The organism is Polynucleobacter sp. MWH-UH25E, from assembly GCF_018687095.1.
Lineage (GTDB): Bacteria > Pseudomonadota > Gammaproteobacteria > Burkholderiales > Burkholderiaceae > Polynucleobacter.
Window position 1 is genome coordinate 1 of record NZ_CP061286.1, and the last position, 20,488, is coordinate 20,488.

The 20,488-nt window shown below is 45.2% G+C and carries 21 protein-coding genes; all 21 read left to right on the forward strand.

Annotated features, from left to right (window positions below; translation table 11 throughout):
- Positions 1–37 precede the first annotated feature (37 nt).
- The 21 genes from dnaA to atpA all read left to right on the forward strand — a co-directional run bounded on the left by dnaA (position 38) and on the right by atpA (position 20,481).
- Complete coding sequence (gene dnaA, locus ICV39_RS00005; RefSeq protein WP_251372681.1) at positions 38–1,468, forward strand: chromosomal replication initiator protein DnaA; 1,431 nt, start codon at positions 38–40, stop codon at positions 1,466–1,468.
- 263 nt (positions 1,469–1,731) lie between these two features.
- Positions 1,732–2,847, forward strand: a complete 1,116-nt coding sequence (gene dnaN / locus ICV39_RS00010; protein WP_215389927.1) for a DNA polymerase III subunit beta — start codon at positions 1,732–1,734, stop codon at positions 2,845–2,847.
- Between the two features lie 11 nt (positions 2,848–2,858).
- Positions 2,859–5,357: a DNA topoisomerase (ATP-hydrolyzing) subunit B gene (gene gyrB, locus ICV39_RS00015; protein ID WP_215389928.1), complete on the forward strand. Its 2,499-nt coding sequence runs from the start codon at positions 2,859–2,861 to the stop codon at positions 5,355–5,357.
- A 2-nt stretch (positions 5,358–5,359) separates the two neighbouring features.
- Positions 5,360–5,854 (forward strand): SET domain-containing protein, encoded by a 495-nt coding sequence (locus ICV39_RS00020; protein WP_215389929.1) that lies wholly within the window; start codon positions 5,360–5,362, stop codon positions 5,852–5,854.
- Between the two features lie 14 nt (positions 5,855–5,868).
- The gene (locus tag ICV39_RS00025) at positions 5,869–6,090 is read left to right on the forward strand and encodes a DUF3717 domain-containing protein (RefSeq protein WP_215389930.1); all 222 of its coding nucleotides are present in this window, start codon (positions 5,869–5,871) and stop codon (positions 6,088–6,090) included.
- Positions 6,091–6,186: 96 nt separating this feature from the next.
- Positions 6,187–6,954 carry an ABC transporter ATP-binding protein gene (locus ICV39_RS00030; RefSeq protein WP_215389931.1) on the forward strand — a complete coding sequence of 256 codons (768 nt, stop codon included), beginning with the start codon at positions 6,187–6,189 and terminating at the stop codon, positions 6,952–6,954.
- Positions 6,951–7,652, forward strand: a complete 702-nt coding sequence (locus ICV39_RS00035) for an ABC transporter ATP-binding protein (protein WP_215389932.1) — start codon at positions 6,951–6,953, stop codon at positions 7,650–7,652. The genes ICV39_RS00030 and ICV39_RS00035 overlap by 4 nt, the downstream gene beginning before the upstream one ends.
- A gap of 21 nt (positions 7,653–7,673) precedes the next feature.
- The gene (locus ICV39_RS00040; protein WP_215389933.1) at positions 7,674–8,897 is read left to right on the forward strand and encodes an ABC transporter substrate-binding protein; all 1,224 of its coding nucleotides are present in this window, start codon (positions 7,674–7,676) and stop codon (positions 8,895–8,897) included.
- Between the two features lie 10 nt (positions 8,898–8,907).
- Positions 8,908–9,828: a branched-chain amino acid ABC transporter permease gene (locus tag ICV39_RS00045; RefSeq protein ID WP_215389934.1), complete on the forward strand. Its 921-nt coding sequence runs from the start codon at positions 8,908–8,910 to the stop codon at positions 9,826–9,828.
- A 2-nt stretch (positions 9,829–9,830) separates the two neighbouring features.
- A complete protein-coding gene (locus tag ICV39_RS00050; protein WP_215389935.1) occupies positions 9,831–10,760 on the forward strand; it encodes a branched-chain amino acid ABC transporter permease in 930 nt (309 codons plus the stop codon).
- A 141-nt stretch (positions 10,761–10,901) separates the two neighbouring features.
- The gene (locus ICV39_RS00055; protein WP_215389936.1) at positions 10,902–11,639 is read left to right on the forward strand and encodes a TSUP family transporter; all 738 of its coding nucleotides are present in this window, start codon (positions 10,902–10,904) and stop codon (positions 11,637–11,639) included.
- 106 nt (positions 11,640–11,745) lie between these two features.
- Entirely contained in the window at positions 11,746–13,665 is a 1,920-nt protein-coding gene (gene mnmG, locus ICV39_RS00060) for a tRNA uridine-5-carboxymethylaminomethyl(34) synthesis enzyme MnmG (protein ID WP_215389937.1), read from the forward strand.
- Positions 13,662–14,342 carry a 16S rRNA (guanine(527)-N(7))-methyltransferase RsmG gene (gene rsmG / locus ICV39_RS00065; protein WP_215389938.1) on the forward strand — a complete coding sequence of 227 codons (681 nt, stop codon included), beginning with the start codon at positions 13,662–13,664 and terminating at the stop codon, positions 14,340–14,342. The genes mnmG and rsmG overlap by 4 nt, the downstream gene beginning before the upstream one ends.
- A gap of 8 nt (positions 14,343–14,350) precedes the next feature.
- Entirely contained in the window at positions 14,351–15,121 is a 771-nt protein-coding gene (locus ICV39_RS00070; RefSeq protein ID WP_215389939.1) for a ParA family protein, read from the forward strand.
- Between the two features lie 21 nt (positions 15,122–15,142).
- On the forward strand, positions 15,143–16,033 hold the full coding sequence (locus ICV39_RS00075; RefSeq protein WP_215389940.1) for a ParB/RepB/Spo0J family partition protein: 891 nt from the start codon (positions 15,143–15,145) through the stop codon (positions 16,031–16,033).
- A 68-nt stretch (positions 16,034–16,101) separates the two neighbouring features.
- Positions 16,102–16,596 (forward strand): ATP synthase subunit I, encoded by a 495-nt coding sequence (locus ICV39_RS00080; RefSeq protein WP_215389941.1) that lies wholly within the window; start codon positions 16,102–16,104, stop codon positions 16,594–16,596.
- Positions 16,597–16,634: 38 nt separating this feature from the next.
- The gene (gene atpB, locus ICV39_RS00085) at positions 16,635–17,510 is read left to right on the forward strand and encodes a F0F1 ATP synthase subunit A (RefSeq protein ID WP_215316632.1); all 876 of its coding nucleotides are present in this window, start codon (positions 16,635–16,637) and stop codon (positions 17,508–17,510) included.
- A gap of 45 nt (positions 17,511–17,555) precedes the next feature.
- Complete coding sequence (gene atpE, locus ICV39_RS00090) at positions 17,556–17,822, forward strand: F0F1 ATP synthase subunit C (RefSeq protein ID WP_114639407.1); 267 nt, start codon at positions 17,556–17,558, stop codon at positions 17,820–17,822.
- 63 nt (positions 17,823–17,885) lie between these two features.
- Positions 17,886–18,356, forward strand: coding sequence for a F0F1 ATP synthase subunit B (locus ICV39_RS00095; RefSeq protein WP_173954827.1), 471 nt, complete (start codon positions 17,886–17,888; stop codon positions 18,354–18,356).
- A gap of 1 nt (position 18,357) precedes the next feature.
- Positions 18,358–18,894: a F0F1 ATP synthase subunit delta gene (locus tag ICV39_RS00100; RefSeq protein WP_173954828.1), complete on the forward strand. Its 537-nt coding sequence runs from the start codon at positions 18,358–18,360 to the stop codon at positions 18,892–18,894.
- Between the two features lie 45 nt (positions 18,895–18,939).
- A complete protein-coding gene (atpA, locus tag ICV39_RS00105; RefSeq protein WP_215389942.1) occupies positions 18,940–20,481 on the forward strand; it encodes a F0F1 ATP synthase subunit alpha in 1,542 nt (513 codons plus the stop codon).
- The last annotated feature ends 7 nt before the right edge of the window (positions 20,482–20,488 follow it).

The following is a 20,488-nucleotide window of genomic DNA, read 5'->3' on the forward strand; positions in this document are numbered from 1 at the left end:
AACTTTGCGGGATAGCTACAATGGATCCTCCAAAAATATGAGCAACTTACAAAATCCTCCCGCCTTGAATTCAATCAGTCCTTTTGGTTTTTGGGATGGCGCCGTTGGCACCCTCTCACGTGAACTTTCACCGCAACAGTTTAAAACCTGGATACAGCCATTAGTTTTACTATCTTTTGATGAGAGTGACCGCTTACTAACAATTGGCGCTCCAAATCGCTTTAAGCTGGATTGGATCAAAAAAACTTTTGCAGAACGCTTCCAAGAAATGGCCGCGGACTACTTTGGCGGACCAATTAATGTTCATTTTGCATTGGCGGTTGAGGGTGCTGTGGCCACAAAACCGATTGGCGCCAATGAAGTTTCCGATTTACCCACAAACGTCGAAGCACAAACAAATGTCGTCCCAAGCATTTCGGTTGAGGAACAATCCTTCGAAATTGAGGATCATTCAAAACTCAACCCAAATCTTACTTTTGAGACTTTTGTAACCGGAAAAGCAAACCAACTGGCGAGAGCGGCCTCAATTCAGGTTGCCCATAACCCAGGAACCTCATATAACCCCATGTTCTTATATGGTGGTGTGGGTCTTGGAAAAACCCACTTAATTCATGCGATTGGTAACCATCTTCTTAAAGAGAAACCAAACGCTCGGATTCGTTACATACACGCCGAGCAATATGTATCTGATGTGGTTCGAGCCTATCAACAAAAAGCTTTTGATCGCTTTAAGCGCTATTACCACTCACTTGATTTGTTGTTGATTGACGATATCCAATTTTTTAGTGGCAAATCACGAACCCAAGAAGAGTTCTTTTACGCCTTTGAGGCGCTTTTAAGCAATAAATCTCAAGTCATTATTACCAGCGATACCTATCCGAAAGAAATGGCTGGGATCGATGATCGCCTGATATCACGCTTTGATTCTGGCCTAACTGTAGCTATTGAACCCCCTGAGTTAGAAATGCGCGTAGCCATCCTAATGAAGAAGGCTGCCAACGAGGGGATCCCAATGAGCGAGGATGTGGCATTTTTTGTAGCCAAACACCTCCGCTCTAATGTGCGAGAACTTGAAGGGGCCTTAAGGAAGATTCTGGCTTTTGTTCGCTTTCATGGTCGCGAGGTCACTATTGAGGTAGCCAGAACCGCCCTGAAGGATTTGCTATCAATTCAAAATCGCCAAATTTCAGTCGAAAACATTCAAAAAGCGGTAGCGGACTTCTACAGCATTAAGGTTGCGGATATGTATTCAAAGAAGCGCCCCGCGAATATTGCCCGACCAAGACAAATCGCCATGTTTATGGCTAAAGAATTAACCCAAAAAAGCCTGCCAGAGATTGGGGAGTTGTTTGGTGGTCGTGATCACACCACTGTTTTGCATGCTGTTCGTAAGATCGCAGATGAACGCGCTCACGATAGTCAACTAAACCACGAGATTCACGTTATAGAGCAAACCCTGAAATCGTAATTTTTGTTTGTGGATAAACGTGTGAATAACCCAAGGGATAAGTTTGGGGATTGCTTGTGGATAAATTGTGGAAAGATCCCGCTTCATGCAAAAATAGGGTGTTGAAGAAAAGTTATCCCGTTTTTATGCAGTGCTTATACAGAAGTTTTCCACAGGTTTTTAAGCGTTTAATGTGTTGTTTTGTTTGAGGTTTTTGACTTATCCACGGAAAAGTCGACCTTTATTACTATTACTATTTAGATATATACAAGGATTTAAAAGCAATGCAACTTGTTAACACCTCGCGTGATAGTTTGTTAAAGCCACTACAGGTGGTGAGTGGGATTGTTGAGCGTAGACACACTTTGCCAATTTTGGCGAATCTCTTATTTAAAAAGAGTGGTGAAAAGGTTTCTTTTGTTTCAACGGACATTGAAATACAAATCACAACCAATGCTAATTTTGGTGTTGGCTCTGAAGATGTCACCACAACTGTTGCTGCAAGAAAGTTATTAGATATCTTGCGTGCTCTGCCGGAGGGCCCTGTCTCTTTAAACCTCAAAGACAATCGTATGGTGGTGCAGAGTGGTAAGAGCCGTTTTTCTCTACAAACATTGTCTGCAACTGAATTCCCAATCATGCAAAGCGTGGGTGAGGTTACAGCCGCATGGAAGATGTCTCAGAAAAGTTTTCGTCAGTTAATCAGCCAGGTGCACTTTTCTATGGCGCAACAAGATATCCGTTATTACTTAAACGGAATGTTGTTGGTTATAGAGGGGAAAGAGGTTGTTGCGGTTGCAACCGATGGACATCGTTTGGCTTTTTCTCAAGTTCAGCTTACCGAAGCTCCATCGGGGTCTGGTCAACGCCAAGAAATTATTATTCCTCGCAAAACCATACTTGAGTGCCAACACTTGCTTGAAGACTCAGATGATTCACTAGAGATTAGTTTGACCGCTAATCAAGTTAAATTTACTTTCGGTGACATTGAACTTATCTCTAAATTGGTTGAGGGTAAGTTTCCAGACTTCCAAAGAGTAATCCCTAAGGGACATAAAAATTCTTTGGTGGTTGGTCGTGATGTGTTGCAGGCAGCCTTGCAACGCGCCGCCATTTTAACTACAGACAAGTTTAAGGGCGTTCGTTTTTCCTTGTCGCCAAACAAGATCACTGTTCAGTCTACGAATGCCGAACAAGAAGAGGCGCAGGAAGAGATTGAAACCGAGTACAGCGGTGATGCCGTCGAAATTGGTTTTAATGTGAGTTACTTACTGGATGTATTGGCAAACCTGAAGAATGAAAAGATTCAAATTAGTTTGGGTGATGCCAACAGTAGTGCGGTAATCACTTTGCCAGGATCAGAAGACTTTAAGTATGTAGTAATGCCAATGCGCATTTAATGTAGAAAAAAATGACTGAAGAAAAAAAAGTAGTAGAGCAGTATGGTGCAGCATCGATTCAAATCTTAGAGGGTCTTGAAGCTGTTCGTAAACGTCCTGGTATGTACATTGGAGATACGTCCGATGGAACAGGTTTGCACCATCTCGTTTTTGAGGTTTTGGATAACTCTATTGACGAAGCATTAGCAGGCTACTGTTCGGAAATTACAGTTGTTATTCAAACTGATAACTCCATTTCGATTGTTGATAACGGTCGTGGCGTTCCAACAGGTATTAAGTACGATGATAAGCACGAACCAAAAAGAAGTGCTGCTGAAATTGTGATGACTGAGCTGCATGCTGGCGGTAAATTCGACCAAAACAGCTATAAAGTTTCTGGTGGTTTACATGGTGTTGGTGTTAGTTGTGTAAACGCGCTCTCGAAGTGGTTGAAGTTGACTATTCGTCGTGATGGCAAAACCCATTACATGGAATTTGCTCGCGGTGTAATTCAAAACCGCAATATTCAAGAAGAGAATGGCGTTGCCATTTCTCCAATTACGGTAACAGGTGATACTGAGTTATCGGGTACTGAAGTACATTTTTTAGCCGACGAAGAAATTTTTGGAAACATTGAATTTCATTACGAGGTTTTAGTAAAGCGTATCCGTGAACTGTCATTCCTAAATAATGGCGTGCACATTAAGTTGATTGATCAGCGTACTGGTCAAGAGGAGGACTTTGCGTTTTCAGGTGGTGTTCGCGGGTTTGTTGAATATATCAATCAAACCAAAAACGTGTTGCATCCAAATATTTTCTATGCTGAAGGTGTTCGTCCTTCTGACTTGGGTGGTCAAATTACTGCTGAAGTATCGATGCAGTGGAACGATAGTTTTAGTGAACAAGTTTTGTGTTTTACCAATAACATTCCTCAGCGTGATGGCGGTACCCACTTAACTGGTTTGCGCGCCGCTATGACGCGCGTCATCAATAAGTACATTGATGAAAACGAGATCGCGAAAAAAGCAAAAGTAGAAATTTCTGGTGATGATATGCGTGAAGGTTTGGCTTGCGTATTATCGGTAAAGGTACCAGAACCAAAATTCTCAAGCCAAACAAAAGATAAATTAGTATCAAGCGAAGTTCGTGGCCCAGTTGAAGAAATTGTTGCGGAAGCGTTAAGCGCTTATTTGCAAGAACGTCCCGCAGACGCAAAAATTCTTTGCGGAAAAATTGTAGATGCCGCTCGCGCTCGCGAGGCTGCGCGTAAAGCTCGAGACATGACGCGACGCAAGGGTGCTTTAGATGGCTTAGGTTTGCCAGGCAAGCTTGCCGATTGCCAAGAAAAAGATCCTGCGAAATCAGAATTATTTATTGTCGAGGGCGACTCCGCGGGGGGCTCTGCCAAGCAGGGTCGCGATCGTCGCTTTCAGGCAATTCTTCCTTTAAAAGGAAAGATTCTGAACGTAGAGAAGGCGCGCTTTGACAAGATGCTCACCAGCCAAGAGGTGGTGACATTGATTACAGTTTTAGGTACTGGTATTGGTGTTGAAGAATATAAAGCCGATAAATTGCGTTATCACCGCATCATCATCATGACCGACGCGGACGTTGATGGCAGCCACATCCGCACATTGCTTTTAACTTTCTTCTATAGACAGATGCCAGAGTTAATTGAGCGTGGTCACATTTACATTGCTCAACCACCGCTTTATAAGGTGAAGTTTGGTAAGAGCGAGCAGTACATCAAAGACGATACCGAGCTGAATCAGCTTTTATTAAAAATCGCCATGGAATCCGCATCTCTGCAAACTCCAAGTGGCGAGGTGATTGAAGGTGAGGCGCTAAACGAGTTAGCTAAACACTATCAAGTTATCCAGTCTATAGTTGATCGTCTATCTCGCACGATTGATGAAGATGCTTTGCGTGCAATTGCCTCTGGAACCCAGTTAAATCTAGATACCGAAAAAGCTGCAAATGAATCTGCTGATCGGCTAAGGCTTGCGCTTGCGGACCCTTTAAATCCATTGGCGCTGCCACCGGAAATTATTGTGCAAAAAGAAGATCGCACAGAGCGGTTCCGCTTGTTGTTGTCGCGCCGCATTCATGGCAACCTAAAGCTTTCAACCATCAACTCTGATTTTGTTCATGGCGATGACTATCAAGCACTATCCAATGCGGCTGCAGTATTGTCTGGAAAGGTGTTGGCCGGCACCAAAGTGCGACGCGGGGACCCCGACAAGAATCTTAAAGAGCAAACCATCCATGATTTCAGGGGAGCGTTTTCTTGGTTATTGTCTGAGGCTGAGCGGGTGCTAAGTCGTCAACGCTACAAGGGTCTTGGTGAGATGAACCCATCGCAACTATGGGAGACAACCATGGATGCGGATTCACGAACCTTGCTCCAAGTAAAAATCGAAGATGCAATTGCGGCCGACCAAGTGTTTACAACCCTTATGGGTGATGAGGTTGAGCCACGTCGTGCATTCATTGAAAAAAATGCGCTAATCGCACGCAACCTAGACGTATAAACATGGCATCTAAGAAATTAAAACCACCAAAGGTGGATCGGTCTTCTATCGTTGTTAAATCTTCACCAATACATGGCAAGGGCGTCTTTGTGGCTAAGCCTATCAAAAAAGGCCAAGCGATTATTGAATACAAAGGTGAGCGTATTAGTTGGAAGCTTGCAGAAAAGCGGCATCCCCACGACCCAAAAGACCCGAACCACACCTTTTATTTCTCTCTAGAAGATGGTCGCGTTATCGATGCAAAGTACGGCGGTAATGCTGCGCGATGGATAAATCACTCTTGTAAGCCTAGTTGCGAAACTCGTGAGAATGAATTCAATGGTAAAGCTCGAGTGTTTGTTTATGCCAAACGAGCGCTTAAGGTTGGCGAAGAGTTGTTTTATGACTACTCCCTCGATATTGAGGGGCCAATCACCAAGAAGTTGAAAAAAGAGTATGAATGTCGTTGTGGTGCCAAAAAGTGCCGCGGAACTATGCTTTCCCTTGATGGTAAATAAACCAAACAATTTGCATGTTGTACATCTCCATTCAAGAGCTTGAGAGCGCCATTAATTACTGGCGAAATCTCTCGCCTGCAAGGGGCGATGAATTAAGTTTATGTGCTGAGGCTTCCGCGCTTGCAAAGGCTTATGCACTCATGATTATTCAAGGTGCTCAACGGGCGCCAATTGATGTCTTGGATGAAACGGCAAGAAGCGCGATCCAAAAATTTATTAAAGATACTCAAAAGTAATAATCCTTTAGCCCTTTTCTTTTAGGGTAATTGCTATATATAGCTGGGCTGTTCTAGGTTATCCTCAAAGTCTTGCCCCAGCGAGGGGTAGAGGGTATGAACTTGCAAGAAACAATCTTAAAAACAATTGGTCTAGGAAAATCCTTCAAAGGGTTTTCGGCTGTAAGCGACGTTAACCTGGACGTGACTAGAGGAACCATCCACGCCCTAATTGGGCCAAATGGGGCTGGAAAAACAACCTGTTTCAATTTGCTTACAAAATTTCTGGAACCGACTAGCGGCCAAATCTTATTTAATGGTTTTGACATCACCAACGAGGCTCCATCACAGATTGCTCGTCGGGGCGTGATTCGATCATTTCAAATTTCCGCAGTTTTCCCCCACTTAACAGTGTTGGAAAATGTTCGTGTTGCACTGCAGCGAGGATTGGGAACCGAATTTCACTTTTGGAAACCCGGAAGCTCTCTTGATGTCCTAAACGAGAGGGCTTTAGAGCTTTTGCGTGAAGTTGGCTTAGAAAAATTCGCAGATGAAGAAACTATGAATTTGGCTTATGGCCGCAAGAGGGCGCTAGAAATTGCCACTACATTGGCCATGGAACCAGAATTGATGTTGTTAGATGAGCCCACCCAGGGTATGGGTCACGAGGATGTCGAGCGAGTTACTGAGCTCATTGATCGCGTATCTAAAGGGCGAACCATTTTGATGGTTGAGCACAATATGAAGGTGGTTTCTTCCATCGCCGATCGTATTACCGTATTGCAACGCGGCTCCGTGTTGGCTGAAGGCTCTTATCACGAAGTCTCTAACAATCCTTTGGTGGTTGAGGCTTATATGGGTAGTCATGGGGGAGATGCTCTATGACCATGGCGCTCGAGGTTAAAAATTTAGAGTCTTGGTACGGCGAGTCGCATATTTTGCATGGCGTGAATTTCGCTGTGCGGGACGGCGAGGTTGTTACCTTGTTGGGTAGAAACGGCGCAGGTCGAAGCACTATTCTGAAATCGATTTTGGGTTTAACAAGCAAAAGAACGGGTTCTGTTCAGGTCTATGGTGCAGAAACTGTTGCGATGCCGACATACAAAATTGCGCGCCTCGGGGTTGGTTTTTGTCCTGAAGAGCGAGGCATTTTTGCTAGTCTAAGCACTGAGGAAAATTTACTTTTGTTGCCCGAAGTTGCGCCAGGCGGAATGGGCTTAGATGAAATCTATGAAATGTTCCCAAATCTGTACGAGCGTCGCAACAGCCCAGGCACACGCCTATCCGGTGGCGAACAACAGATGTTGGCTATGGCTCGCATTTTGAGAACTGGCGCCAAACTACTTTTGCTTGATGAGATTACTGAGGGCCTGGCTCCGGTCATTGTGCAAAAGCTGGGTGAGGTTGTGACCAGTTTGCGCAACAAAGGATTCACGATTGTGTTGGTTGAACAAAACTTCCGTTTTGCTGCGCCTTTGGCGGACCGACACTATGTTGTTGAGCATGGACATGTTGTTGAAGTTGTGCAGCAAAACGAGTTGGCTGAAAAAGCGGCCTTATTAAACGAGTATCTTGGTGTTTAGTAGTTTTTATAGGAGATGGGTATGAAGTTAAAGCAAATTACCGCAAGTCTGGTTGCAGCGACCATGTTCGCTTCGAACCCAGTTTTTGCACAAAGTGGGGCCAAAGTTAGTGGTGATGTTGTCAAGATTGGCGTATTAACCGACCTTTCTTCAACATATTCTGATTTGGCTGGTCCAGGCGCGGTGATTGCCGCCAAAATGGCCATTGCTGATTTTTCTAAAGACGGCACTGTTATTGGCAAAAAGATTGAGCTAGTTAGTGCAGACCACCAAAACAAAGCGGACATCGCAGCCAATAAGGCTCGCGAATGGTATGACAAAGATGGTGTTGATGTGATTGTGGAGTTGGTTTCGACCAACGTTGCTTTGGCTGTAATGGAAGTGGCCGAACAAAAGAACAAAATTACTTTAGTTTCTGGTGCGGGATCTTTGCCGATTACCAATGAAAAATGTACTGCCAATAACGTTCATTGGGCATATGACACATATGCGCTATCAAATGGCACGGGTAAGGCGGTTGTAAAGCAGGGTAAAAAGAACTGGTACTTTATTACTGCTGACTATGCATTTGGTGCTGCATTGGAAAAAGACGCAACCGCAGTTGTAAATGCCAATGGCGGCAAGGTGTTGGGCACTAGCAAGCACCCATTCCCAAATAGCGATTTCTCTTCTTATCTTTTAAAGGCTCAAGCTAGTGGCGCTGATGTTGTGGCATTGGCAAATGCTGGTCAAGACACCATTAATACTGTTAAGCAAGCCTCGGAGTTTGGAATTAACAAGAAGCAAACAGTTGTGCCTTTGCTAATGTTTATTTCCGACGTTCACTCTTTGGGCTTGAATGCTGCTCAAGGCATGTACCTCACAGAAGGTTTTTATTGGGATAAAGACGAGAAGACCCGCGCTTTCTCCAAACGCTTCATCTTGCAACACAAGCGTATGCCAACCATGGTTCAAGCCGGCGTTTATTCCTCCGTACTGGCTTATTTAAATGCAGTTCAAAAGGCTGGAACTGACGATACTCAAGCGGTTATGAAGGCGCTCAAATCAACCAATATTGATGACGGCCTATTTAAAGGCAAGATTCGTGCCGACGGTAAGTTTGAGCATGATATGTATCTCCTAGAGGTGAAGAAGCCTTCAGACTCTAAGAGCCCATGGGATTACTACTATGTTCGCGCCACGATTCCTGCGGCTGAAGCGACTTTGCCGCTTTCCCAATCGAAGTGCAAATTAGTTAATAAGTAAGCTATCTAGAATGTTTGAACTTCTCGGAATTACCCCACAAGGGCTGGTTGCCCAGCTCTTAGTGGGTTTGATTAATGGCTCTTTTTATGCCATTTTGAGTTTGGGGTTGGCTATTATTTTTGGCCTCCTGAACATTATTAATTTCGCCCATGGTGCGCAGTACACCATGGGTGCATTTATTGCTTGGATTGGTTTGACCCAAATTAGCCAATGGCTGGGCTTTCCTGAGCTATCTATCAATTATTGGTTTGCTTTAATTATTGTTCCGCTCGTATTGGCAGGTTTTGGTTTGATTCTTGAGCGGACCATGTTGCGTCGGCTTTATCACTTAGACCATTTATACGGCTTATTGCTTACTTTTGGACTGGCTTTAATCATTGAGGGAATGTTCCGCCATTGGTATGGAATTTCCGGTGAAAGCTATCCGGCTCCAGAGCTCTTACAAGGAGCGATCCCGCTAGAGTCGATTGGCATTATTTTGCCCAAGTATCGCTTGTGGGTTGTTGTGATTTCTTTGGCTGTTTGTTTCTCTACTTGGTATGTAATCGAGAGAACAAAGTTAGGCGCATATTTACGCGCAGGCACTGAAAATCCAAAATTGCTTCAAGCGTTTGGTATTAATGTGCCGTTGATGATTTCTTTGGCTTACGCCTATGGCGTTGGTTTGGCCGGTTTTGCTGGCGTATTAGCGGCCCCGATTTTCCAAGTAAATCCATTGATGGGATCAAATCTCATCATCGTTGTTTTTGCGGTGGTGGTGATTGGCGGTATGGGCTCAATCATGGGTGCGATTTTGACTGGCTTGGGCTTGGGCTTGGTTGAGGGTCTTACTAAGGTCTTCTATCCCGAGGCTTCAGGAGTTGTTATTTTTGTGATCATGGCAATTGTTCTCTTGATTCGTCCTGCCGGACTTTTTGGGCGGGAGAAATAATTATGAACTCCAAAACAAAACTGCTTTACGCTATTTTGGTTTTAATTGCACTGATCTTGCCTTTTCAAGATTTCATCTATCTTGTTTTTGCAATGAAGGTTTTGTGCTTCGCTCTTTTTGCTTGCGCATTTAATTTGTTGCTTGGCTTTACTGGTCTTTTGTCTTTTGGGCATGCAGCATTTTTTGGAACCGCTGCATACATTACAGCTTATTTCTGTAAAGAGGCTGGGTTTTCGCCAGAGCTCGGCATTCTCTTGGGTGTAGTTGGATCGGGCGTGCTCGGCTTCCTGATTGGATCTCTCGCAATTCGTCGTCAGGGTATTTATTTTGCGATGGTTACTTTGGCCCTTTCTCAAATGGTTTATTTCTTGGCCGTGCAGCTTCCTTATACAGGCGGCGAAGATGGTATTCAGGGTGTGCCTCGCGGAATGCTATTTGGTTTGATTGATCTCAAAGATGACGTTGCCATGTATTACTTTGTCTTGGCCGTTTTCTTGTTTGGATTTGCGCTCATCATGAGAGCGGTTCACTCCCCCTTTGGTCAGGTCTTAAAAGCCATTCGCGAGAATGAGCCGCGCGCGATTTCTTTAGGTTACGATGTTGACCGTTTCAAATTAATGTCTTTTGTTATCTCCGCAACGCTTGCAGGCTTGGCTGGCTCAATGAAGTCTTTAGTGTTCCAGTTGGCAACTTTGACCGATGTTCATTGGCATATGTCTGGTGAAGTGGTGTTGATGACTTTGCTTGGCGGCATGGGAACAATTTTGGGCCCTGTAGTTGGTGCGGGCATTGTTGTTGGTTTGCAAAACTATCTCGCCAATATTGGATCTTGGAGCACTATCGCAACAGGATTTATTTTCGTAATTTGTGTGTTGGCGTTTCGTCGTGGTGTTGTTGGTGAAATTGTTGCGCATCTCAAAAATAAAAACTAAGAAACAAAAACTTTATTTTTGTTTTCCTCTTATTATTTAGTTTTTAGTGTGGCGCGTTTAGCGCCACACTCATTTGAATAAAAAGAAAACGAAGAGACTCCCATCGAATTTTCCATTTACATTTGGCCTCTGCTATTGGCGATGGCTTTTTTTGCTGGCCTAGTAGACGCTGTTGCTGGCGGCGGCGGTTTGATTCAGGTGCCGGCGCTTTTTACCGCATATCCAGACGCCCCTCCAGCCACTCTGCTCTCTACCAATAAGGTTTCTGCGGTAGGCGGAACCATGAATGCTGCTCGTAGATATTTGCGACACGTGTCGCTTCCATGGGCGGTGGTTGGCCCGGCAATTGTTGCTGGATTTGTTGGTTCTCTATTGGGTGCGAATGCCGTAAGCAACTTTCCAGCAGAGCCATTGCGCAAAGCTTTGCCTTTTGTTTTATTGCTTTTGTTGTTGTACACCTGGTTTCAGCCATCACTTGGAGAGATTCATGCGCCCAAAGGCATAAATCGATTTCAACAATTAAAGGGTGTTTTGCTGGGATTAACTATTGGTTTTTATGATGGCTTTTTTGGTCCCGGAACCGGTAGCTTTTTGCTATTTGGATTTGTGCGCTTTTTTGGCTTTGACTTTTTGCATGCTTCTGCCGCAACCAAGTTAGTTAACGTAGCCACCAATCTTGCCGCCATATTGCTGCTGGCAAGCTTTGGTCAAATTAATTGGACTCTTGGATTCGCCATGATGGTGGCCAATATTGCAGGCAGCCAGTTTGGCAGTCGTCTAGCAATCAAACATGGAAGCGCCTTTGTCAGAAAAGCTTTTTTGCTTATTGTTAGTGTATTAATCCTGAAGTCTGCATGGAACGCATATTTCATTAATTAAATCAAGTACTTAGAATTTAGCCGTTTAATTTCTAAAGAATTCCACATGTTTTGTTTCACGTGAAACAAACAAAATGCTATGATCATCGCCCTATCTAAGGCAAATCATGCGTTATTCCAAAAGTTTCGATGTCATTGTTGTGGGCGGCGGTCATGCCGGGACAGAGGCTGCGCTAGCTTCGGCGCGCATGGGATGTGACACGCTTTTAATTACCCATAGCATTGAAAATTTAGGTGCGATGAGTTGCAACCCCTCGATTGGGGGAATTGGCAAAGGCCACCTAGTTAAAGAAATCGATGCCATGGGTGGGGCTATGGCCGCAGCCACTGATGAGGCTGGAATTCAGTTTCGAATTCTCAACTCTAGCAAGGGACCGGCCGTTAGAGCCACACGAGCCCAAGGCGATCGAGTTTTGTATAAGGCGGCCATTCGCCGTCGTTTGGAAAATCAACCAAATTTAAGTTTATTTCAGGCAGCCGTTGATGACCTTTTGGTAAAGGGCGATGAAGTCCAGGGTATTGTTACTCAAATGGGCCTGGAATTTATGGCCAAAAAAGTTGTGCTTACGGCAGGAACATTCTTGGATGGAAAGATCCACGTTGGCCTGAATAACTATGCCGGCGGAAGAGCTGGAGATCCCGCAGCAGTTTCTTTATCTGCTCGACTTAAAGAGTTAAAGCTTCCTCAGGGCCGGCTAAAGACAGGCACCCCACCCCGCATTGATGGCCGAACAATTGATTTTTCCGTCATGCTGGAGCAGCCTGGGGACTTGGATCCAGTACCTGTATTTTCATTTTTAGGGCGTCCAGAGCAACACCCCAAACAGGTTCCTTGCTGGATTTCACATACAAATGAGAAGACCCATGACATTATTCGTGGTGGTTTAGACCGCTCCCCAATGTATACCGGGGTAATCGAAGGGGTTGGACCACGTTATTGCCCCTCCATTGAGGACAAGATCCATCGTTTTGCATCTAGAAATAGCCATCAAATATTCTTGGAGCCAGAGGGCTTAACTACGAATGAGTTTTACCCCAATGGAATTTCAACCAGTCTCCCCTTCGATGTGCAGTGGGATTTGGTTCGTAGTATTCGCGGCTTAGAGTCCGCAGTGATTGTGCGCCCTGGCTATGCGATTGAGTATGACTTCTATGACCCGCGTCAATTAAGGCATAGCCTAGAAACCAAGGTAATTGGCGGCTTATATTTTGCGGGGCAAATTAACGGAACAACTGGCTATGAGGAAGCTGCTGCACAGGGCATGTTGGCTGGCATTAACGCTGGTTTGGCTGCCAAAGGTAAGGAGCCTTGGTTGCCAAAGCGTAGCGAGTCCTACATTGGTGTATTGGTCGATGACTTGATTACTCGCGGAGTTCAAGAGCCTTATCGCATGTTTACCAGCCGCGCTGAGTATCGTTTGAGTTTGCGTGAAGACAATGCGGATATGCGCCTCACTGCTATCGGACGTGAGCTCGGCTTGGTGGATGACCATCGTTGGGATGTTTTCTGTAGAAAACAAGAGGCTGTTTCACGTGAAACATCTCGTTTGCAGGAAATTTGGGTAGGTCCGAAGCATGAAGTGGCACCATTGGTTGCAGAATTGCTTGGTCAGGATTTGTCGCATGAATGTAATTTGGCGGATCTTTTGAGAAGGCCTGGAGTTACATATGAGGCAATTACAGCCCTAGGAGAAGGTATTTGGTCTCCAGGGGTTCTAGACGAAGATCTTGGCCTGGCTGCGCAAATTAGCGATCAGGTAGAAATTTCGGTTAAATATCAGGGCTATATTGATCGTCAGGCAATGGAAATTGCACGACAAGAGCATAACGAGACCTATCCCCTGCCGGAGTCTTTGGACTATTCCCAGGTCCTTGGTTTGTCAAAAGAGGTGCAACAAAAACTCAATCTGCACAAGCCGGCAACATTGGGGCAGGCGGGCAGGATTTCTGGGGTAACGCCAGCTGCTCTATCCCTGCTTTTGGTGCACCTTAAAAAAGGTTTGGGCCGCACCCAAGAAACCACATGACCGAAGATCTTCTTGAGCTGGGAATTGGGGAACTTGGTCTGAATTTAAGTGATAACAATATTGCTGATTTAGAGCTTTTTTTGCAAGAAATGGGTCGCTGGAACCAGGTTCATAATCTTACTGCGATCGAGGGCGAGCAAGATTCGGTTCGCTTACATCTTATTGATTCCATTGCTGTTTTGCCAGTAATGCGACGTTTTTTACAAATGAGCAATCCCAAGATTGCCGACCTTGGTTCTGGCGGTGGGTTGCCCGCCATTCCGATTGCGATTATTCAACCAGATTGGCGTTTGAGTCTGATTGAGGCGATTCGAAAAAAGACGGCTTTCTTGCAGCATGTGCGTGGCAAATTGAAGTTAAAAAACATTGATGTACTCAGTGAGCGAGTGGAAAATGTTGCATTGCAACAATTTGGCCAATTTGATGCTGTTATTTCAAGAGCGTTTACCAATTTATCGCGATTTCTGGAGTTATCGCTGCCCCTTCTCAATCCCAATGGGCTTGTGTTTGCAATGAAAGCCAAGCGCGCGGACGAAGAGTTGTCAGCAGTATGCAAAGATGATTGGCAATTGTTGGCTGACGAAGCGCTCTTCATACCCAATTTGCCTGTAGAGCGCCGTCTTTTAGTGCTCTCCCCCGTGAGAAAATTTACCCCCACCATTTCATCTGCAGCTTAAACATACCCATGGCAAAAATATTCTGTATTGCAAATCAAAAAGGCGGAGTTGGTAAGACCACTACTGCTGTTAATTTAGCCGCGGGATTGGCTGGTCATGGACAGCGTGTGTTGCTTGTTGACTTGGATCCTCAAGGTAATGCGACTATGGGGTCGGGAGTTGAAAAAGCAGATTTAGATTTAAGCGTTTATCAAGTTCTAATTGGTATGGCATCCGTTAAAGAATGCGCACAACGTTGCGAGAGTTCTGCTTACGATGTATTACCTGCAAATCGTGATTTAGCTGGTGCCGAAATTGAGTTGGTGGATCTTGATGAGCGCGAATCTCGCTTAAAAGATGCGCTGTCATCCGTGGCAAATGATTACGATTTTGTATTGATTGATTGCCCCCCCGCTCTTTCATTATTAACCCTGAATGGATTGTGTGCCGCTAATGGTGTCATCGTTCCAATGCAGTGTGAGTACTTTGCATTAGAGGGTCTGTCTGATTTGGTAAATACGATCAAACAAGTGCACGCAAATTTAAATCCTGATCTGGTGATTATTGGTTTGTTGCGCGTCATGTTTGATGCTCGCATGACCCTTCAACAACAAGTCTCAGAGCAGTTGTTAGAGCACTTTGGCGACAAGGTATTTAAGACGATTATTCCGCGCAATGTTCGATTGGCAGAGGCGCCTTCTTACGGACTTCCTGGCGTGGCCTTTGACAAATCATCTCGCGGCGCAAAAGCCTATTTAGATTTTGGCGCCGAAATGATCGAACGCATTAAACACATGTAATTTTTTAGAAAACAAATCACTATGGTTGCAATAAAGAAAAAAGGTTTAGGTAGGGGTTTAGAGGCTTTGTTGGGCGAAAAAAATCAAGCGCCAAAGCCATCAACAGACATCAACCGTCTGCCCCTAACTGCTTTACAGGCTGGCAAGTATCAGCCCCGTCAAAAAATGGAGGCGGGTGCGTTGCAAGAGTTGGCAGAAAGTATTCGTGAGCAAGGTGTAATGCAGCCCTTGTTGGTGCGTTTAGTTGGTGCGGGCAAATACGAAATCATTGCTGGTGAAAGACGTTTTCGAGCGGCAACAATTGCGGGTTTAAAAGAAGTGCCCGTGCTCGTTTCTGGCGCTGATGATCAAGCCGCTGCGGCGATGGCTTTGGTCGAAAACATGCAGCGCGAAGACTTAAATCCTCTGGAAGAGTCTCAGGGGTTGGCACGCCTGATTGAAGAGTTTGGCTTTACACATGAGCAAGCCGCGAAAGCAGTTGGTAAGTCTCGCAGTGCTATCAGTAACTTATTAAGGTTGTCACAGCTAGCAAAGCCTGTGCAGGCAATGCTTTTGGCTGGAGATGTTGATATGGGCCACGCCCGTGCTCTCTTGCCTTTGCCGGGTGCAAGTCAGGTTGCTTTGGCACAAAAAATTGCAGCCCAAGGCTTATCTGTGCGTGAGGCTGAGAGAATGGCCGCAGCGCTGGTGGTCGCTGGCGGACAAATTGGGGATAAAAAAGCTAAGACCAAGCCCGGCTCCATGACCCCAAGTCAAGATCCCGATATGCGTCGCTTAACCCAAGAAATCGCCGATTTAATAGGGCTAAATGCAGAATTTAAGTTCAAAGGCAAAGGCGGAGAGCTCAGAATTCAATTTAGTCAATTCGACGAGCTAGATTCTTTGTTAAGAAAGTTGGGCATAGAGGCGTAAACAATGCCAAAAATGTCCCCAAATCCTTTGACATATTGCACTGCACACATTAAACTTTCGGGGCTAAATTGATTCCTCAAAAAAATCAATTTTCCAAGGTAGATGATTGGGATGACCTCGAAGAAGAGGACATTCGGGTCTACAGCAAGGATGAGATTGTTGCGTTGCAGCAAAGTAATGCGGCAAAGTACCGAATTCTTTCACCTTGGAAGGTTTTATTGGCCCAAGTGCTTATTACTGTAATCAGTATGGTGTTTTGGTCAATTTTTGGGGAGCCGGTAGGGGTAAGCCTTTATACTCAGTCGGCCTTTTTAGGTGGTTTAATTAGCGTCTTGCCTTCAGCCTTGTTTTTAACAAGATTAGAGATGGCAAAAAAATCGCAAAGATTGAATCCAGGAAGTTTTTTAGCAGCATTAGTTTCTGGCGAATTTATAAAAATTGCCGTGACATTAATGATGTTTGTGGGGATTGCATACCTCGTCCCCGGCGTGCTTTGGGTCCCCCTTTTGGTGACTTACCTGCTTGCCTTGAAGTGTGTGTGGCTTGCGTGGTTGTGGCGCTAAGTAGTGACAATTGAGATTAACAAAGGACTAGTTAAGAGATGTCTAGCGAAGTACTTCAGGCCCATGAGGCAGCGGAAAAAATGACGCCAACAGCGTACATTTCTGAGCATTTACATAATCTCACCAATATTGGCGAGCCTCAGCATTCCATTATTGATTTCAGCGTAATTAATTTAGATACTATTTTTTGGGCCTCGTTGATGGGCTTCTTGGCGGTATTTATTTTGTTAATCGCAGCGCGTCGCGCAACCCCTGGTGTACCTGGTCGCTTCCAGTGCTTGGTAGAAATGATTGTAGAAATGGTTGACACTCAAGCGAAGAGCATTGTTCATGGCAACCGCACTTTTATTGCACCACTCGCTCTCTTCGTATTTTTCTGGATCATTCTCTTAAACACTCTTGACTTAATCCCTGTGGATTGGGTGTTAGGTGTCAATCATTTCATCGAGAGCTTCGGTGTTCACGTGCCTCATCACAGATTGGTTCCAACAACAGACTTGAATGCCACTATGGGCATGTCACTCTCAGTGTTGGTTTTGGTGTTCTTTTATAGCTTCAAAGTAAAAGGTGTTGGCGGCTTCTTGCATGAGCTGGTTTCTGCTCCCTTTGGTGCGAAGTGGTATTTGGCCCCATTCAACCTTGCGTTGAACATTATTGAATATTTGGCGAAAGGCGTTTCGTTGGGAATGCGACTTTTCGGAAATATGTACGCTGGTGAGTTGGTGTTCTTATTGATCGCATTGCTCGGAAGCGTATGGACATTTAATTTAGATTTATCCCTGTTCGGATTGGTGGGTCATGTTATTGCAGGATCAGCTTGGGCCATCTTCCACATTTTGGTTATTTTGTTGCAAGCCTTTATTTTTATGATGTTGACTTTGGTTTACATCGGGCAAGCGCATAGCCATCACTAAGATTTTATTTTTAACCTACCTCTTTTAACTTCAGGAGTCAGCAACATGCAACAATTTCTCGCAAACATTCAAGGTTTCACAGCGATTTGTATCGGCATCATCATCGGCCTCGGCGCGATCGGTGCTTGTTTGGGTATCGCATTGATGGGTGGCAAGTACATCGAAGCTTGTGCACGTCAACCAGAATTGATGGAGCCACTCCAAACTAAGATGTTCCTTTTGGCTGGTTTGATCGACGCTGCGTTCTTGATCGGCGTTGGTGTTGCAATGTTGTTTGCTTTCGCAAACCCACTGCTCGCAGTTATCAAGTAATTGTTTTGGCATGGATGACCAAGGGGTCATCCAACTGTTCTCAACAATACTGAAAGGAATATCGTGAATCTGAACGCGACCCTATTCGCGCAAATGATCGTTTTCTTCGTCTTATGGTGGGTTGTTGCACGCTTCGTGTGGCCACCACTAGTTAAGGCGTTAGATGAGCGTTCAAGCAAAATTGCCGATGGTTTAGCTGCTGCCGAGCGCGGCAAAGAAGCGCTAGCATTGGCAAGCAATGAAGCCGAGCTAGAACTAAACAAAGCACGCCAAGAAGGCGTTCAACGCGTTGCCGAAGCTGAAAAACGTGCACAAATGTCTGCCGAAGAAATTCGTGCAAACGCACAAGCCGAAGCTGCTCGAATCATTTCTCAAGCAAAGCAAGATGCGGATCAACAAGTCACACGCGCACGCGAATTGTTGCGCGCTGAAGTTGCTGTTCTTGCTGTTAAAGGTGCTGAGCAAATTTTGCGTCGTGAAGTTGATGCAAAAGCGCATGGCCAATTGCTTGACCAACTAAAGGCAGAACTTTGATATGGCTGATTTAGCCACTATTGCACGTCCTTACGCTGAAGCGCTTTTTCAAAGCGCAAAGCCAGCGGAGCTCGCTGGTTGCTTAGAGCAGTTAAACGAGTTGGCACAGCTTGCTGCTTTGCCTGAAGTTGCTGCTTTATCAAACAACCCAAAAGTCTCCGCTGATGATTTGAGCAAGTTACTTTCTGGCATGGTGAAAACCAAATTAGATCCTAAGGTTGCTAGCTTTTTAAATCTTGTGAATCAAAACCACCGCTTAGCAGCTGTTCCAGAAATTGCCCATCAGTTTGAGGCGATGAAGAACAAGAGCGAAGGTGCTGCAGAAGTAATGATTACCAGCGCATTCCCTTTAGAGGGTTCTGCGCTAAATGATTTGTTGTCAAGTTTGAAGAAGCGCTTTGGGGGTAAAGAATTGCGCCCAACTATTCAGGTTGATCCAGCATTGATTGGCGGAGTTCGCATTCAAGTTGGTGACGAGGTGATGGATAGTTCTGTCAAGGCACAGTTAGCTCAAATGCAAGCAAGTCTTGGCGCATAAGTTATCCCTATTAAGAACATACGAAATAAGACCCAGGAGTAAGTAATGCAACTCAATCCTTCCGAGATCAGCGAACTGATCAAAAGCCGAATTAGCGAATTGGGCGTTGACTCCCAAGTTCGCAACGAAGGCACTGTAATTTCAGTGACCGACGGTATTTGCCGTGTACATGGTTTGTCTGGCGTAATGCAAGGCGAAATGTTGGAGTTCCCTAACAACACAATCGGTCTCGCTTTGAACCTTGAGCGTGACTCTGTTGGTGCTGTGGTGTTGGGTGAGTACACCCACGTTAAAGAAGGCGACCCTGTTAAATGTACCGGCCGTATTTTGGAAGTCCCTGTTGGCCCGGAGTTGCTCGGTCGCGTAGTGAATGCGCTTGGTCAGCCGATCGATGGCAAAGGCCCAATCAATACCAAATTAACTGACTTTATTGAAAAAGTTGCTCCTGGTGTTATCGCCCGTCAATCTGTTAGCCAGCCAGTTCAAACTGGCTTGAAGGCGATTGATGCGATGGTTCCTATTGGTCGTGGTCAGCGTGAGTTGATCATTGGCGACCGTCAAACTGGTAAGACAGCAGTTGCGGTTGACGCGATCATTAACCAAAAAGGTAAAGGCGTATATTGCGTTTACGTAGCGATTGGTCAAAAAGCTTCTACTATTGCAAACGTTGTTCGTAAGCTTACAGAAAACGGCGCAATGGATTACACCATTGTTGTTGCAGCAAGCGCATCTGAGTCTGCAGCTATGCAGTACCTTTCTGCATACGCTGGTTGCACAATGGGCGAATACTTCCGCGATCGCGGTGAAGACGCTTTGATTGTTTATGATGACTTGACCAAGCAAGCGGTTGCTTATCGTCAAATCTCTTTATTGCTCCGCCGCCCACCAGGCCGCGAAGCTTATCCTGGTGACGTGTTCTACCTTCACTCACGCTTGCTCGAGCGCGCTGCTCGTGTAAATGCTGATTACGTTGAGAAGTTCACCAACGGCGCGGTAAAAGGCAAAACGGGTTCTTTGACAGCATTGCCAATTATTGAAACTCAAGCTGGTGACGTTTCTGCGTTCGTTCCAACTAACGTGATTTCGATTACTGACGGTCAGATCTTCTTGGAAACTGATTTGTTCAACGCTGGTGTGCGTCCTGCAATTAACGCTGGTATTTCTGTTTCTCGCGTTGGTGGTGCAGCACAAACTAAAGTTATTAAGAAATTGTCTGGCGGTATTCGTACTGACTTGGCGCAGTATCGTGAATTGGCAGCTTTTGCTCAGTTCGCGTCTGACCTTGACGAAGCAACCCGCAAACAGCTCGAGCGTGGTCGTCGTGTTACTGAATTGTGTAAACAAGCTCAGTACAAGCCACTCCAGGTTTGGGAAATGGCCGCTTCACTCTACGCAGTAAATAACGGTTATTTTGATGATCTCGAAGTGAAAGATGTATTGGCTTTCGAAAAAGGCTTGCAAGATCACTTGAAATCAAAATACGCTGACTTAGTTGCTCGCGTTGAAGAGACCAAAGATTTGAGCAAAGAAGACGAAGCTGCTTTACGCGCTGCGATTGAGGACTACAAGCGTTCTGCAGCCTTCTAAGGACGCG